Annotated in this window: 12 protein-coding genes; 8 read left to right on the top strand and 4 right to left on the bottom strand. The window is 62.8% G+C overall.

The annotated features are described in order from the left end of the window. Position 1 precedes the first annotated feature (1 nt). The gene (locus ACQY7R_RS25930) at positions 2-2,404 is read right to left on the bottom strand and encodes a serine/threonine-protein kinase (RefSeq protein WP_428308442.1); all 2,403 of its coding nucleotides are present in this window, start codon (positions 2,402-2,404) and stop codon (positions 2-4) included. A 179-nt stretch (positions 2,405-2,583) separates the two neighbouring features. Here ACQY7R_RS25930 and ACQY7R_RS25925 point away from each other — a divergent pair, with 179 nt between their 5' ends. The 6 genes from ACQY7R_RS25925 (at position 2,584) to ACQY7R_RS25900 (ending at position 9,056) form a co-directional block, all read left to right on the top strand. Then, a complete protein-coding gene (locus ACQY7R_RS25925) occupies positions 2,584-3,189 on the top strand; it encodes a sigma-70 family RNA polymerase sigma factor (RefSeq protein ID WP_152097662.1) in 606 nt (201 codons plus the stop codon). A 128-nt stretch (positions 3,190-3,317) separates the two neighbouring features. Further along, positions 3,318-3,725 (top strand): hypothetical protein, encoded by a 408-nt coding sequence (locus ACQY7R_RS25920; RefSeq protein WP_428308441.1) that lies wholly within the window; start codon positions 3,318-3,320, stop codon positions 3,723-3,725. A 50-nt stretch (positions 3,726-3,775) separates the two neighbouring features. Continuing rightward, positions 3,776-5,497 (top strand): discoidin domain-containing protein, encoded by a 1,722-nt coding sequence (locus ACQY7R_RS25915; RefSeq protein WP_428308440.1) that lies wholly within the window; start codon positions 3,776-3,778, stop codon positions 5,495-5,497. Positions 5,498-5,713: 216 nt separating this feature from the next. After that, positions 5,714-5,854: a hypothetical protein gene (locus ACQY7R_RS25910; protein WP_428308439.1), complete on the top strand. Its 141-nt coding sequence runs from the start codon at positions 5,714-5,716 to the stop codon at positions 5,852-5,854. A gap of 117 nt (positions 5,855-5,971) precedes the next feature. After that, positions 5,972-6,514, top strand: coding sequence for an RNA polymerase sigma factor (locus ACQY7R_RS25905; protein WP_428308438.1), 543 nt, complete (start codon positions 5,972-5,974; stop codon positions 6,512-6,514). 1 nt (position 6,515) lies between these two features. Further along, positions 6,516-9,056 carry a YfbK domain-containing protein gene (locus ACQY7R_RS25900; protein ID WP_428308437.1) on the top strand — a complete coding sequence of 847 codons (2,541 nt, stop codon included), beginning with the start codon at positions 6,516-6,518 and terminating at the stop codon, positions 9,054-9,056. A gap of 121 nt (positions 9,057-9,177) precedes the next feature. Here the strand turns inward: ACQY7R_RS25900 and ACQY7R_RS25895 are convergent, their stop codons facing one another. The 3 genes from ACQY7R_RS25895 to ACQY7R_RS25885 are packed head-to-tail and all read right to left on the bottom strand — an operon-like array spanning position 9,178 to position 10,970. Next, the gene (locus tag ACQY7R_RS25895) at positions 9,178-9,648 is read right to left on the bottom strand and encodes an SRPBCC family protein (RefSeq protein WP_428308436.1); all 471 of its coding nucleotides are present in this window, start codon (positions 9,646-9,648) and stop codon (positions 9,178-9,180) included. A gap of 31 nt (positions 9,649-9,679) precedes the next feature. Further along, positions 9,680-10,093, bottom strand: a complete 414-nt coding sequence (locus ACQY7R_RS25890) for a heavy-metal-associated domain-containing protein (RefSeq protein WP_428308435.1) — start codon at positions 10,091-10,093, stop codon at positions 9,680-9,682. Between the two features lie 55 nt (positions 10,094-10,148). Continuing rightward, on the bottom strand, positions 10,149-10,970 hold the full coding sequence (locus tag ACQY7R_RS25885) for a hypothetical protein (protein ID WP_428308434.1): 822 nt from the start codon (positions 10,968-10,970) through the stop codon (positions 10,149-10,151). 283 nt (positions 10,971-11,253) lie between these two features. On the opposite strand from ACQY7R_RS25885, the gene ACQY7R_RS25880 reads away from it, so the two are divergent. Together ACQY7R_RS25880 and ACQY7R_RS25875 are read left to right on the top strand one after the other, a co-directional pair. Continuing rightward, a complete protein-coding gene (locus ACQY7R_RS25880) occupies positions 11,254-12,084 on the top strand; it encodes a hypothetical protein (RefSeq protein ID WP_152097655.1) in 831 nt (276 codons plus the stop codon). 159 nt (positions 12,085-12,243) lie between these two features. Continuing rightward, entirely contained in the window at positions 12,244-13,683 is a 1,440-nt protein-coding gene (locus ACQY7R_RS25875) for an FHA domain-containing protein (RefSeq protein ID WP_428308433.1), read from the top strand. The last annotated feature ends 141 nt before the right edge of the window (positions 13,684-13,824 follow it).

The raw sequence follows: 13,824 nt of genomic DNA, 5'->3' as shown, positions 1-13,824 counted from the left end.
CTCACCCGCGTGAGCCGCGGCGCGAATCGCGCGACCGCTTCGATCGTCCCATGGCCGATTTCGTCGAGCCGCCGCCGCGCGGCTCGTCGATCGCGATGTGCCCCAGCGCCGCGAGGTCGAGGCCAATCATCCGCTCGAGCAAGATCATCAGCAGGAACCCCGCCGCACCGCCGCCGCTCACGGCAAGTAGCGCCCACCTCTTCTGCTCGCGCATCTCGCTCGCATCGTTCACGAAAGCGACGACAAGCCAGATGCCAAGCATCGGCACCAAGATCGACGTCATCAGGAAAAACTTGTTCCGCCGCGCCGTCTGCAACAAATCGGCGCGACGCGGTCCGGGAATGACGCCGTTCCGCACCAGCGCCGGCACGAAATACCGCACCGCCAGCGCCGTGATCAGCATGTACGGATAGGTCGTCGCCACGATTCCGCACAGCGCGAGCGAGAGAAAGAAATGCAAGTAGAAGTCGACCGAATGATCGCCGAATTCGCCGATCGAAATCGGGAAAGCGATCCCCGAGGACGACCAAATCGCCATCAGCATGATCGCCACGAATTGGCCAAAGCGCAGCACGCGCGAACTCCCCTCCAGCGCTTCGGCAGGCTTGTCGCTCTGCAGCAGCCTGAAGGTTTTCAGCGCCGCCCTCGTCCCCACGGCGATGCCGATGGAGAAGGCGATTGGGTTGACCCAATTCACCACGGTCCAGAATTGCTCGGCCGTCGTCTTCAGCTCCGGATCGTTTTCAAACCGGTACTTGTTGTACGCCAAGTTAAAAAACGCCGTGATGATGTTCGGAATCAGCCCCGCCAGCACGACGGAAATAATCGGGTGCTTCACCACGAACCGCCCGAACACGCTCCGCGGCTCTTGCAGCAACTCCCAACAGCGAGGGTTGAGGCACATCCGCAACGCGCGGGCCATCTCGCCGGCCGATTGGTAGCGATCTTCCTTCGCCGGCTGCAGCGCCTTTTCCAGCACCGCCAGCAGCGAGTCGGGACACTCGTCCGGCAAGTCCTCAGCAAGCCGATCGAAGTCGACGCGCTGCCGCGACTCGATCATTCGCTGCAACCGTACGAGCGAACCGTTCCCACCCGACGGCAACTGCTCGTCGCGAAACGGCCGCCGCCCGGCGAGCAGTTCCCACAGCATCACGCCGACCGCATAAACATCGCTCGTTTCGCGCACCATCCGCGGCGAACCGCCCAGCAGCGGATGGCACGCTTCAAGTTGCTCCGGCGACATGTAGGCCAGCGAACCGCCAAACGTATCCTCGGGGTTCTCGTCTGACCGACCGCCGTTGTAGCTCACGTTGAAGTCGGCCAGCTTCGGCCGCGCCTCGGCGGAGAGGAGCACGTTCGCAGGCTTGATATCGCGGTGCAACACCCCGCGTGTGTGAGCGTAGGCCAAACCTTCGCAGAGTTCGGCTCCGAGCCGGCAAACGACTTCCGGCCACTCGGCGTCTTCGATCCAATCGCGCGACGATGAACTCTCCGGAATCGGCGTCCCGCACGCCGAGAGCCGATCATCGATCGCGGCCAACAGCAGCAGCCCGCTCGGCTTGCCGTCGTAAGAGTTGCGTGCCCGTACGACGACGTCTTGCAGCGTCCCGCCGGAGACGACCTCCATGTACAACAGCCGAGCCGGCGGTTCGTCGCAGGCCCGTTGATCGTAGACGCGCACGATGTGGGGATGATCGAGCTGCGCGAGCGTCTGCGGCTCGCTGCCGGTGTGGGCCGAGATCTTCAGCGCGACCAACCGCTCCATCGACACCTGCCGCGCGAGAAACACCCGCGCGAACGCTCCGCTTCCCAGCGGCGTGAGCAACTGAAAGTCATCCAGTTGATCGCCTGGCTTCAAATGGGCAAACGATGCAAACGACGCCTTCGGCTTGGCCGGTTCCTGGCGCTTGCCATCCTTCTCGATGATCGTCTCGGCGAAGTAGGTCGCGGTCGGCGAACCGGTGATCGCCATCCCCCCGACCAGCCGCAGCAGCGCCTCGGCCTGCACCGGGAACCGCTGCACCAGCTCTTCCTGGTAAATCGGCAGCCCCGCCGCCATCCGCGCTTGCAGCTCTTCATAGATAAGATCGACCGGCAGCTTGCCGATCGGCCCCAGCGCCGGGAACTGCTGCACGTACCATTCGATATGCTGCGGCTGCCGGTTCTCCAGCCAGCGGCGCTCGATATCTAGCTTCGCCAGCTCGTACAGCACATGCCGGGCGACGGGCGGTTCGAGCGATTCCACGAACGCATCGAGCCGCGGCAGCACCATGCCCCCCTCGGCCGCCGCCGCGTCCCAGGCCGTCGCAAAGGCGTCGATTCGCTCCGCTAGCACGTCCCAATAGGCGTCCTCGTTGGGCGGAGCGTCGCTAACCGAGCCAGATTGGGATTCGTCAGATCGCATGCAAAAAAGGTCGCTACGGGGCTCGCAAAGCAAATGTCACGGGAAAAGCAGGGCAAAATTGCAGCGATGCCGGCCCCGCCTGCCAGTCTACCCGCTTGCGTTAATCCGCAAATTCTTATCGAATCCAGTCGCCTGCTCAACGCGAAATCCGCATTCATGCTTTGCCGAAGGGTTCTCCCATGGCGGCCGACGACGCCCCTCATGATACGCAACTCCTGGCCCGACTTCGATCGGGCGACGAGGCCGCTTTGGCCGAATTCGTCGAAGCGAATCGCCCCGCGCTAATGGCGTTCCTCCACAGCCGCATCGGCGCCCATTTGGCGAAGAAAACGGAGGCCGACGACATCCTGCAGGATGCCTGCCTGGAAGCCTGCCGCTCGCTCGACAAGGCCCCGCTCGATACCTGGGATCCGCTTCACTGGCTGTTCCAGATTTGCGAGCGGAAGATCATCGACGCCCACCGCCGCCACTTTGCCAGCCAAAAGCGAGACGCCTCGCGAGAAGCCGCCCTCCCCGATAGCGACGACGGCGGCGGTTTGGCGAACCTGCTGGCCGCCAGCATGACCACCCCCAGCGCTGCGTTTTCCCGCGATCAACGCCAACTGCGCGTGCTGGCGGCCCTCGATACGCTGCCGGAAGAGCAGCGGGAAGCCATTCGCCTGCGGTATTTAGTGGGATTGCCTTCCAAAGAGATCGCCCAGAAACTGGGAAAGACCGACGGAGCCATCCGCGTGATGCTCTCGCGTTCGCTAGGTAAACTACAAGAGATGCTCGCCGAAGATTGATCGGCCGGCACTCCCCGCCAAACTCCCCCCCGCCTCCCGCCACCTTCCCCCGCCCCACCGGCCTGAGTCGCTTCAGCGACCAGGCGCCCCTACGCACCGTTCTGCGATCTCACCTCCATCGCATTTAGATGAGCATTCGAACCGTAGTCACATCGAGCTTTGACGACTATCTCGCGGAGGAAGCAATTTCGCTCGAACAGCGCGCCGTCGAAAACGCTGAACGAAGCGAACGACTACGACGCTTCCCTCACGCCGTCATGCTCAAAGTCGCATACCCCGAACTTGATTTTGCAGACCGTTGGTGCTGGCAAAACTTCGGGCCGAGAGATGGCGAGTGTATGCAGCGATACTCCGAGTACCGTGCTTGCGAACGCACCGAAGTCCATTCGCACGTGGGCAAGTGGACTTGGCACTGGTGGGCAAAAACCGACTATGACTTCGGTTTCAACGAGTGGTACTTCGCGGAAAGCGCGGATCGAGAATTGTTCATTTCTAACTTAGAGAATGTTAATTGGGGCGAGCACTACCCCAAGTAACCGCACGAAACCTGCACTGCTAAAAACAGATGCTCCCCCCGTTACGTGCAATGAGAAAGTTGCCGATGCTCCGCCCCTACCCATGCGCTCTCGCAGTCTTCTGCTGCCTGCTTGCCATCACGCCGTCGTTGGCTCAATCGCCCAGCAGCCTCACGTGGCCCGCAGGCCAAGTCCTCCCCCACTTCCCGACGCCGGCGTCGCAGCTCGATGCGCTCGACGTCAGCGGCCTCTCCCCCGACGAGCAACTGACGTTCTGCGCGCTCGCCGGTCAGGTGAACCGGCGGCAACCCCGGTTGGCGCTCATCGACAGTCGCCACGAGCCGGAGCGCGAGGCCTGGTTCCGCGAGCCGACGATCGACTTGGACCTCAACCCGCCGTTCACCGCGGCGACCAAGCACAAGCTGCTCGCCAAGTACGCGAAGGAAGTCGCGGGCGTGGTGCTTTACGATCCCTCGCGCAACGCCCATCTCCGCAACGTGGCGTTCACCGCCGCTGGACTCCGCAAGGCGCTGCCCGTCACCCGCGGAACCTACGCCGCCCTGAAGCAGAGCGGAGTCGAGCTCCCCATCCTGGAAGACCTCACCTCGCTGAAAGCAACGACCGCAATCGAAGCGTACGAACACCTGCTCAACACGTACTGGCCCCGGTGCGAGAAGCGGTTCATCGTCAGCGCTCGTCCCGAAGGCCGCGAGGGCGACTACTACCACACGCGCGACCTGGCCGCCGCGTGCGGCGCCGCAACCATCTGGCTCGACTGTCAGGACGCAGCCCAGCGCGAACTCTACGGCAAGTTTCTGGATGACATGCCCGCCGGAAATGCGGTCGTCCTCGGCTGGTATACGACCGAGCGTTCCGGCATGACGACGGCAACAAAGTTCGGCATCGGCATGGTCCCCTCCGACCACTTTCGCAACGCCACGATCTTCGCCGGCGGTTCGCACAAGATCACGCCGCCGCGGACGCCCCCGACGCCGACGCTGAAGAACAAGCTCTACATCACGATCTTCCTCAGCGACGGCGACAACATCCAGTACACGCAGTACACAATGCGCCGTTTGTGGGATCAGGCCGCAAACGCCCGGGGCAAGGTCCCGCTTAACTGGACGATGCCGCCGGGACTCGTCGACGTCGCCCCTGGAATCTTGAATTACTACTACGCCACGGCGACGCCCAACGACTGCTTCGTCTGCGGCCCCTCGGGCATGGGCTACATCATGCCGGTGAATACGCTCGCCGAGCCTGGCGCCCCGCTGGGGAGCGCGATTGACGATCGCGAGCGCCTCACGGCGTTCACGCAGCTCTCCGCGCGCTACCTGCAGCGAGCGGGCCTGCGGGTCGTCACCGTTTGGGACAACCTCACCCCGATGCAGCGGGAAGTCTACGCCGAAAACTGCCCCGACTTGCTGGGCGTTACGGTGCAAAACTTCCGCGACGATCCCAAGGTCGCCTCGAGCAACGCCGCCTCGGGCCTCCGCTTCGAACGGTTGGTACGCGCCTACTGCGGTTCGTACGACGATCTCCGCAACTCGATGGAGGAACAGTACGCCAAACTCGACGACAGCGAGCCCCGCTTCGCCGCCTACCAAGCGATCGGCTGGGGAGCGCTAACGCCGGAACAGTTGGTGAAACTATCGGAAGAGGTGAAGCAAAAGTGCCCGAACGTTGAATTTGTACGGGCGGACCACTATTTTGAGCTGCAGCGTGCGGCTCGTGAGCGTGCTGAGAAATCCACTCCGAAGACGACAGCCTCGACGCCCTCCGCAGGCTCCTAAGAGTTGTTCCAACCTCTTAGGCCGCGTGGTGCAGTCAGGTTCGCGAGGCAAGTTGCAAGAAAGCGGTATCGCGGGATGGGCCAAGAGTACACGATCACTGCTCCCAACTATGATCGGGTGAGCGCCGCCTCTGCAATTAGGCGGTGGCCTCAAGCACACGCGCTGCCAGACTCTACGAGTCGGTTTGATCTGAGGGCGGACCTCGACACACACTCGATGCCGGACGCCACCATTGAGGCTGAAGCCGAATCGATCTACTTCTGCGTCTACGGCGGGCGCGGCAACGAGTTTTTTGGCCGGGCAATCAGCAAGCTAGTTAGCTTATTCGGCGGAGTCAGCATCTCGGATAGGGAATGAACAGCCGCTCCGGCGGGTCGTTGACCCGCGGCTACCGATCACCAGTCACCGATCCCCGATCACAATTTTCTTGCACCCTCTTCTCCTCCTCCCGTCACTACAGCTTTCATGACCGCTGTGAGTGATCCCCCCCAGCAAGCGTTCGACCTCGCCCGACTGGTGCACGAGCATCAGGCCGACGTCTGGCGCTATCTGCGGTTCCTCGGCGCCAGCAGCGACGACGCCGACGATCTCACGCAGGAGACGTTCCTCGCCGTCGGGCGGACGCCGTTCGAGATTCGCAGCCGGCACGAAACGGCCGCGTACCTTCGCACCGCGGCCCGCAACCAGCTGTTGATGCTCCGCCGCCGGCAGGGACGCCAGATCGAAACGGTCGACCTCGCCGCCGCCGAAGAGGTGTGGGCCGAGGCGACGACCGACGGCGGGATGAACGAATTTCTCGACGCCCTCGGGCAGTGCTACGAAACCTTAGCCGGCCGAACGCGGGAAGCGATCGACGGCTTTTACCGCGACGACAAAAGCCGCGACCAACTGGCGGCGGAGCTGGCGCTGAGCCTCGACGGCGTGAAATCGCTGCTGCGGCGAACCCGCACGGCACTCCGCGACTGCATCGAACGCCGCCTCGGCCGACAGCCCTCCGCCGCGAACGAAACCACGTGACATGAACGATCGCATGAACCAACCCGATCAACCCGCGCCCGACCGCGAAGAGCTGCGCGATCGCCTGCTCGACTCGGCGATGCGTGAACGGCTGGGCGGCGCGACGCCGCCTGATCTTAGTGCGACGATTCTACAGCGGGCCGCTGCCGATCTTGTCAGTCTTTCACCAACGGAGAAGGAGAAGACCATGGCGAACGATTCATCCCGCAGCCGGCGTCGAAATTGGCAGGCGTTTGCGGTGGCCGCAACGGTAGTGATCGCGACTGGCTTCGTGATTTATGCTTCGAGCGTTAATGCACTACGAGCGGCACGCAGTGTGAATAAAGCGAGTGAAACCGCTGCGCCCAACCACACAGTTGATCTCGACGGACCGCTCCGGCAGGGCACGTTCGCCACGGGTGGCACTTCGTTCACCGGGGAAAATCCGAAACCAGGATCTCAGCAAAACGGAACGCCGAATCTCGATCACTCAGAATATTTTCTCAGTGACGATGTTCAGCATGAGCCACCAGACAATCAGTTCGGATTGAGAGAACAGGCGGCGTCAACAAGCGAGCAAAAAAATCTCAGCACTAGAGAGACGAATGCCACGCCAACTCCTCCGTCGCATGAACCAGTCCCCGATCATTACGCTGCCAAAAGATATGGGTATGTCGGTCCAGCCATGAACCAAGCGACGGCTCGCCGTGACGCGGAGTGGGACTCGATGTACCAGATCGAATTGGGCCACTTGCCGGCAGACTCTCCCTCCTCGCCCGCAAACACTCTCGGCGATTCGCTTCCCTTCGAAAAGAGCGGCAGTGGAAGAGTTGATAACGGTGCAACGCCGCTGCGATCGTGGGGCCAGACGAGGGGTGAGACGCTCGGTTGGCATGGAGCGAATGATCCGCAGATCTCCGTGCTGCAAGAAAAGCTCGCCCAGATTGATGCTGATCTTCAAAGCCGGCTCTCCACCTCACGCAATCCAAACTCTGCAGAAATCCGCCAGCTCAGAGCCGTAGTCAAAGCAACCACCGATGAAATCCAGCGTCTGGAGGAACGCAGTCGCATCGAAACCAACCGCGACCAATACGCCCGCATCACCGAAAACCCCTTCCTCCCCGTCTCCGCCGCCAATACCGACAACCGCCTCAGCACCTTCTCGATCGACGTCGATACCGCCAGCTACGCCAACGTCCGGCAGTTCCTCATGCGGTCGCACACGCTGCCGCCGCCCGACGCGGTGCGGATCGAAGAGCTGGTGAACTACTTCGACTACGACTACACGCCGCCGACCGGCGACGTACCCTTCGCCGCCAACGTCGAAGTCGCCGGCTGCCCCTGGACGCCGGAGCATCGCCTCGTTCGCGTCGGCATCAAGGGCCGCGAGATCGAACGGACCGGCCGGCCGCTGTCGAACCTCGTCTTCCTGATCGACGTCTCGGGCTCGATGAACGAACCGAACAAGCTGCCGCTGCTGGTGGCGGGGATGAAGCAGCTCACCCGTCAGCTCGGCGAGAACGACCGCGTGGCGATCGTCGTCTATGCCTCTAGCGAAGGGCTCGCCCTCGACAGCACGCCTGGCACGGATCAATCGAAGATTCTTGCCGCGCTCGATCAGCTGCAAGCAGGCGGTTCGACCGCTGGCGGCGCGGGCATCCAGCTTGCTTACCAAGTCGCTCAGCAGAACTTCATCAAGGGCGCCGTCAATCGCGTGATCCTCTGCACCGACGGCGATTTTAATGTTGGCGTCACCAGCCCCGCCGAACTTGAACGGATGGCCGAGACGAACGCCAAGGAAACGGGCGTCTTCCTCACCGTGCTCGGCTTCGGCCGCGGCAATCTCAACGACGCGATGATGGAGCAAGTCGCCGACAAGGGAAACGGCAACTACCACTACATCGACACCGACCGCGAAGCCCGCAAGGTGCTCGTCGAAGAGATGACCGGCACGCTGGTGACGATCGCCAAAGACGTGAAGATTCAGGTCGAGTTCAATCCTGCGAAGGTCGCTGGTTATCGACTCATCGGCTATGAGAACCGGGTGCTGGCTGCGGAAGATTTTAATGATGACAAGAAGGACGCCGGCGAGATCGGCGCCGGGCACACCGTCACCGCTCTTTACGAGATCGTTCCCGTCGGGCAGCCGGTCGCGGCGACGGCAGTCGATGATTTGAAGTACGCTCCGAAGGCGTCGGATGAAACTAAGCCGGCAGGGGAGGGCGCCGCGACCAAGGCTGACGCCGCAGCCGACGAACAGGCGAGCGACGAACTCCTCACCCTAAAAATTCGCTATAAGGCCCCCGACGGCGACCAGAGCACGAAGCTCGAATTCCCCATCGTCGACAACGGCCAAACGTTCGCCGCCGCGAGCGAAGACTTCAAGTTCGCCTCGGCCGTCGCCAGCTTCGGGATGCTGCTGCGGAACTCCGAGTTCAAAGGAAACGCCACCTACGCCGCGGTCGCCGAAACTGCCGCCGCGAGCCAAGGGAACGATCCGCACGAGTATCGGCAAGAGTTCGTCTACATGGTCGAGCGCGCGAAGCAACTAACCGGCGAGTAGCCGCGGCTCAACGAGCCGCCGGAGCGAACCTCACTCGGCTCTCCATTCGACAGCTTGCTTCGTGAAGAATGCCGCGGAGCGGCGGGAGGTGCGTTCCCACGCGGAGCGTGGGAACGAGAGGCTACGCAAAGAGCTCTTTGAGCTTCGCCTGCCGGTACGCAAAAATCCGCCGCACGTCGCGCCCAACGGTGAGCCAGTGGATCAGCCGCCCGCCCGGCACGCCGTAGTGGACATTGTCGATCACCCGCGTGCCGCCGTCGCACGGTTCAAACAGATGCTCGTGCCGCCAGAACTTGTACGGCCCGCGGCGTTGTTCGTCGACGAATCGTCGCTGCGGCTCCCAGGCGGTGATCTCCGACTGCCACTTGATCGGCAAGCCGTGGATCCGCAGCTTGTAGTCGATCAGCAGCCCCTGCCGCATCACGATCGGCTGCGGCGTGACGACGTGGAACTGCACGAGCGGCGGCGTGATCCGCTCTAAGTTCGCCGCAGCCGAGAAGAAGTCGAAGACTTCTCCGATGGGGCGCGGGACGATGCACTCGGCTTGGAGTCGGTAGCCGCCCGGAGCGCGCTCGATCGTCATTTCGTCCATAGGCACAAGCGCCAGGTTCGCACGCCAAAGATTACGACTGCTTCGTCGCGGCGGCGTCGGCGACCTTCGCCGGCTCCTTCGACTTCTCGTCCGCAGTGAACGTTCCTTCCGGGCCGATCAGCTTCGTCGGCTCGAAGCCCGCGGCTTGCACAGCCTTCCAAGCAGCTTGCACGTCGATCTCCTTCTTCGACTGCGGCGTGACGATCGCCACGTGCTGCTTCACGTTCGTGCGAACCTTCATGACGCCTTTCACGCGGAATAGCTTGCCGGAGATCTTCTTCGCACAGTGGGCGCAGTGCATGTCGCCGACGTAGATGGCCGTTTCGTTCGGGGCGAGTTTGATTTCAGGGGCCGCCTTCGCGGGAGCCTCCGCGGCGTGGCTGGCAACCACTCCAATCGAAACCGACGCGAACGCCAACGAAGCGGCAATGATGAAACGACGCATAGTAAAATCATCCTTGTGGAAAATTAGCAGTAACGATCAGCCGGCCGCTTGCGGCTTAGCGGCGAACATAGACGCCCGTCGCATCAACAATGATGCTCCCGTCGGAATTCGCTTTCGCTTTGCCCTTCACGACGACCATTTCTTTTTCCTTCAGCTCGAACAAATCGCGAGCGTCGACCGCCAGCGGCTTGCCGTTCTCGCCGGGGAACTGCACCACCGCGATCGCGTGAGCCGAGTCGCCCGCGTGAGCCGCGCAGAACGCACACTCTTCGCCAGGGGCGTGAGTGTGGGCATGCTCTTCGGCCTCAGCGGCCACTTCCGGGTCGACCAGGAAGAAGATCGCCTGGTTCTTCGCGAACGGGAAGTCGGGCATCGCTTGATCCGAAGGATTCGGCACGCCGCCGACCGAGCCGACGAGCACGACGTCGAGTTCCTCGACCAGCGGCTTCTTCGCATCGTGAGCGTGGTCGTGATCTTCAGCGGCGTGATCGGCGTGGCCGTCGCCATCATGGTCGTGATCTGCCTCGCCCTCGGCATGCTCGTGATCGTGTTCGTCAGCGGCATGTTCTTCTGCAGCATGGTCGGCTTTGCCATCGCCGTCGTGATCATGGTCGTCTGCCGGGTGGTCTTCAGGGGCGTGATCCGCAACGCCGTCGCCATCGTGGTCGTGCGGCACGCCGGTGTCGGACGGGGCGCCGAACATCGCCTCGCGCACCTCCAGCACCGTCTGTGCGCCATCCGGCTCCTCTTCCAACAGCAGGGCGGTGCGGTGTTTGGCGACCACGGCGGGGTCGAGGGCCGGTTGCTTGCTGCAGCCGCTCACTCCCAGCAGGGTCAGGCCGGGGAGGGCGAGCAGGACGAAAAAGCGGCGGATCATGAAATTCTCGGCAAGGTAGGTGGGCTGCGGGCGAACTACCCGCATTCGACGGCAGGCCTAGCCGCATTCGCTGGCGAGGCCGTGGCTTCCGCTACGCAGGGCGTAGGGGCGGGGTTCGAACGCCCATTCTCGGATTTTTGGGCCGATCCGCCAAGATCGCTCCCCCGCCCGCGAAAACCTCAATAGCAGGCGTTCGTCCTGCCCGTAAAAAGTCGCCGCGGAAAGCGATCCACTCACGTCTGCCCGACCCACAGACTCGGGCCATTTTCGGAGGCCAATTGCCATGATCAAAAAGCTCGTCATCGGGACGCTCGGCGTCGGAGTACTGGGGGGAGCCCTCACCGCGACGAACCTCGGAAGCTACCTCACCACCGGCTACCGCCAGGTTTCGGACTCGGTCGAAGGAACCGTCCCCATGACGTTCCAAATCGACCGCGCCCGCAACATGGTGCGCGACCTGGAACCCGAAATCCGCCACTCGATGCACGTCATCGCCAAGGAAGAGGTCGAAGTCGCTGAACTCGACAAGCGGCTCGAAACGGCCGTCGCCAAGGCCGAGAAGGACAAGTCTGAAATCATGCGGCTGCAGAGCGACCTCAGCAGCGGCAAGAATGTCTTCCGCTACGCCGGGCACTCGTACAGCGAAGGCGAAGTGAAGGAAGACCTCGCCCGCCGCTTCAACCGCTACAAGACGGTCGACGGCACGCTCGAAAGCCTGCAGCAAATGCGCGACGCTCGGCAACGCAACCTCGACGCCGCTCGCGAGAAGCTGACCGCCATGGTCGGCGCCCAACGCCAACTGCAAGTCGACGTTGAAAATCTCGAAGCGAAGCTGAAGCTCGTCGAAGTCGCCGAAGCCTCGAGCGATTTCCAATTCGACGACAGCAAGCTCGCCCGCGCCAAGCAGCTTATGGTCGACATCCGCACAAAGCTCGACGTAGCCGCGAAACTTGCCAACGCCGACACGGAATTCCAGAAGGAAATCCCGCTCGACGAAACCGACGCCGAAGACGTGACGACGCAAGTCGCCGAATACTTCGGGCTCGATTCGGATCGCGACGAACTCGAAGTTCGCAGCGAAGCGAAGATCGCCACGGCCAGCTTTGCTGAGTAGCAAGATAGCAATCAGCGGTCAGCATTCAGCAATCAGCCGGAAGAAGTACTGCCCAATCTTCTCTGGCTGAAAGCTGATCGCTGACAGCTGACCACTCAGGGCCTCCAGCAGGTTACGGTCTCACCCTTCATCCCCGCATGAGTTAAGGACCACACACTCATGTTCCCGGCCTGGCGATTTCAACTACGCGAAGCTCGCTTGGCCATGGCCGATGGTCGGTGGGACGAAGCCGCCGAAATGCTCACGAGCGAGAAGCTGCGGGAGTTCCTGCCGGCGAAGCGGCTGTCGCAAGAGCTAGCGGGCCAGTTCGTCGTGCGGGCTCGCCAACGGATTGAAAACGGCAACAGCCAGGCTGGCTGGAAAGACCTCGACCGCGCCGCGCGATTAGGGGCTGGCGAGACTGCAGTGAGCGACGTCCGGCAGGGCGAAACTCGCCGCCGGCTCGAAAAGGCTCAAAATCTTCTGGCCCAGGGTGACGCGGCGGCCGCCCGCCAAGCCTTAGAACGCATGGAACATCGGCGTTTGGGCGGCACTGAACGCCGCACGTGGCAAATGATTGCACAGCATCTCGAACACTCCGACCTGCGGGCCCGCCGCGGCGACGCCGCCTCGGCCCTCGAATCGCTCGAACATGCCCAGCGTCTTCTCCCGAGCGACGCTCCGGCCAACGTTCGCCAAAGCTTCGCCAGTCGCTCGGCCAAGCTGCAAGAAGCGGCGGCCGCGATCCACCGGCTCGACGCCGAACTGCACGTCGCGCTAGGAGCGTCCAATTGGACGGAAGTCCTCAAGACGGCCGAATCCTTGCTAGAATTGGCTCCGCAGCATTCGGCGGCGCGTCAGGCTCGCCACCGGGCATGGCAGGTGGTCGGCATGGAAGTGACGCTCCCCTACAAGCCGAACGGGCAAGCTGCGAAGTGGCCCTGGCAGCGCGGCGTGCAAGCCAACGCTCCCGCGGGCAGTACGCGGCAACTCGCGCGGAGCGGCAAGGTGGATACGGTGATCAACGAGCGAACTCCCGGCAAACGCATCGTCGTCTGGATCGACGAAGTCGGCGCGTTCCTCGTTTGCATGAGCGACGAGATCGTGCTCGGCCAACCGGCCGCCGAAGGTGGCGTCGACGTGCCGATCCTCGCCGATCTCTCGCGGCGCCACGCGATCATCCGCCGCGAACGCGAAGCCTACGTTCTGACGCCGCTTCATAAGACGGCCGTTGACGGCCGCGTTATCACCGAGCCGACGGTGCTCCGCGACAAGTCGACGATCACGCTCGGTAGCGGCGTCGAGTTCCGCTTTCGCAAGCCGCACGCCCTGAGCGCGACGGCGGTGCTCGAGCTCGTCTCGCGACATCGCACCGAACCGGCGGTCGACGGCATCGTCCTGATGAGCGAGAGCTGCATCCTCGGCCCGCAATCGCACAGCCACATTCGTTGTCGCGACTGGACAGGCGATTTGGTTCTGTTCCGTCGCAACGACGAACTGATGTGCCGCACCCAGCAGGCGATCGAGATTGAAGGCCAAACCTGCACGGGCCAGGCCGCCGTCAGCGGCAATTGCCGCATTGAAGGCGAAGAATTCGCCCTTAGCCTGGAGGAACTGTGAAAGTCGCCGGTTCCAGGCAAGAGTAGCTACAATGGAGCGAACTAGCGGTTAACCACCGGCGACGAGGCAGATTTGACGGACGCTACGTTCAGCTCGCGGAACAGACTCCAGAGGCGACGCCCCAACCGTCCTCCTTCATCG

The sequence above is a fragment of the Lacipirellula sp. genome (assembly GCF_965279485.1).
Classification (GTDB): domain Bacteria; phylum Planctomycetota; class Planctomycetia; order Pirellulales; family Lacipirellulaceae; genus Lacipirellula.
This window is presented reverse-complemented; position numbering and strand designations above follow the sequence as displayed.

Excerpts from the sequence above, each read along its gene's own strand:
- ACQY7R_RS25930 (WP_428308442.1), bottom strand. The coding sequence starts at position 2,404 with ATGCGATCTGACGAATCCCAATCTGGCTCGGTTAGCGACGCTCCGCCC.
- ACQY7R_RS25925 (WP_152097662.1), top strand. The coding sequence starts at position 2,584 with ATGGCGGCCGACGACGCCCCTCATGATACGCAACTCCTGGCCCGACTT.
- ACQY7R_RS25920 (WP_428308441.1), top strand. The coding sequence starts at position 3,318 with ATGAGCATTCGAACCGTAGTCACATCGAGCTTTGACGACTATCTCGCG.
- ACQY7R_RS25915 (WP_428308440.1), top strand. The coding sequence starts at position 3,776 with ATGAGAAAGTTGCCGATGCTCCGCCCCTACCCATGCGCTCTCGCAGTC.
- ACQY7R_RS25910 (WP_428308439.1), top strand. The coding sequence starts at position 5,714 with ATGCCGGACGCCACCATTGAGGCTGAAGCCGAATCGATCTACTTCTGC.
- ACQY7R_RS25900 (WP_428308437.1), top strand. The coding sequence starts at position 6,516 with ATGAACGATCGCATGAACCAACCCGATCAACCCGCGCCCGACCGCGAA.
- ACQY7R_RS25895 (WP_428308436.1), bottom strand. The coding sequence starts at position 9,648 with ATGGACGAAATGACGATCGAGCGCGCTCCGGGCGGCTACCGACTCCAA.
- ACQY7R_RS25890 (WP_428308435.1), bottom strand. The coding sequence starts at position 10,093 with ATGCGTCGTTTCATCATTGCCGCTTCGTTGGCGTTCGCGTCGGTTTCG.
- ACQY7R_RS25885 (WP_428308434.1), bottom strand. The coding sequence starts at position 10,970 with ATGATCCGCCGCTTTTTCGTCCTGCTCGCCCTCCCCGGCCTGACCCTG.
- ACQY7R_RS25880 (WP_152097655.1), top strand. The coding sequence starts at position 11,254 with ATGATCAAAAAGCTCGTCATCGGGACGCTCGGCGTCGGAGTACTGGGG.
- ACQY7R_RS25875 (WP_428308433.1), top strand. The coding sequence starts at position 12,244 with ATGTTCCCGGCCTGGCGATTTCAACTACGCGAAGCTCGCTTGGCCATG.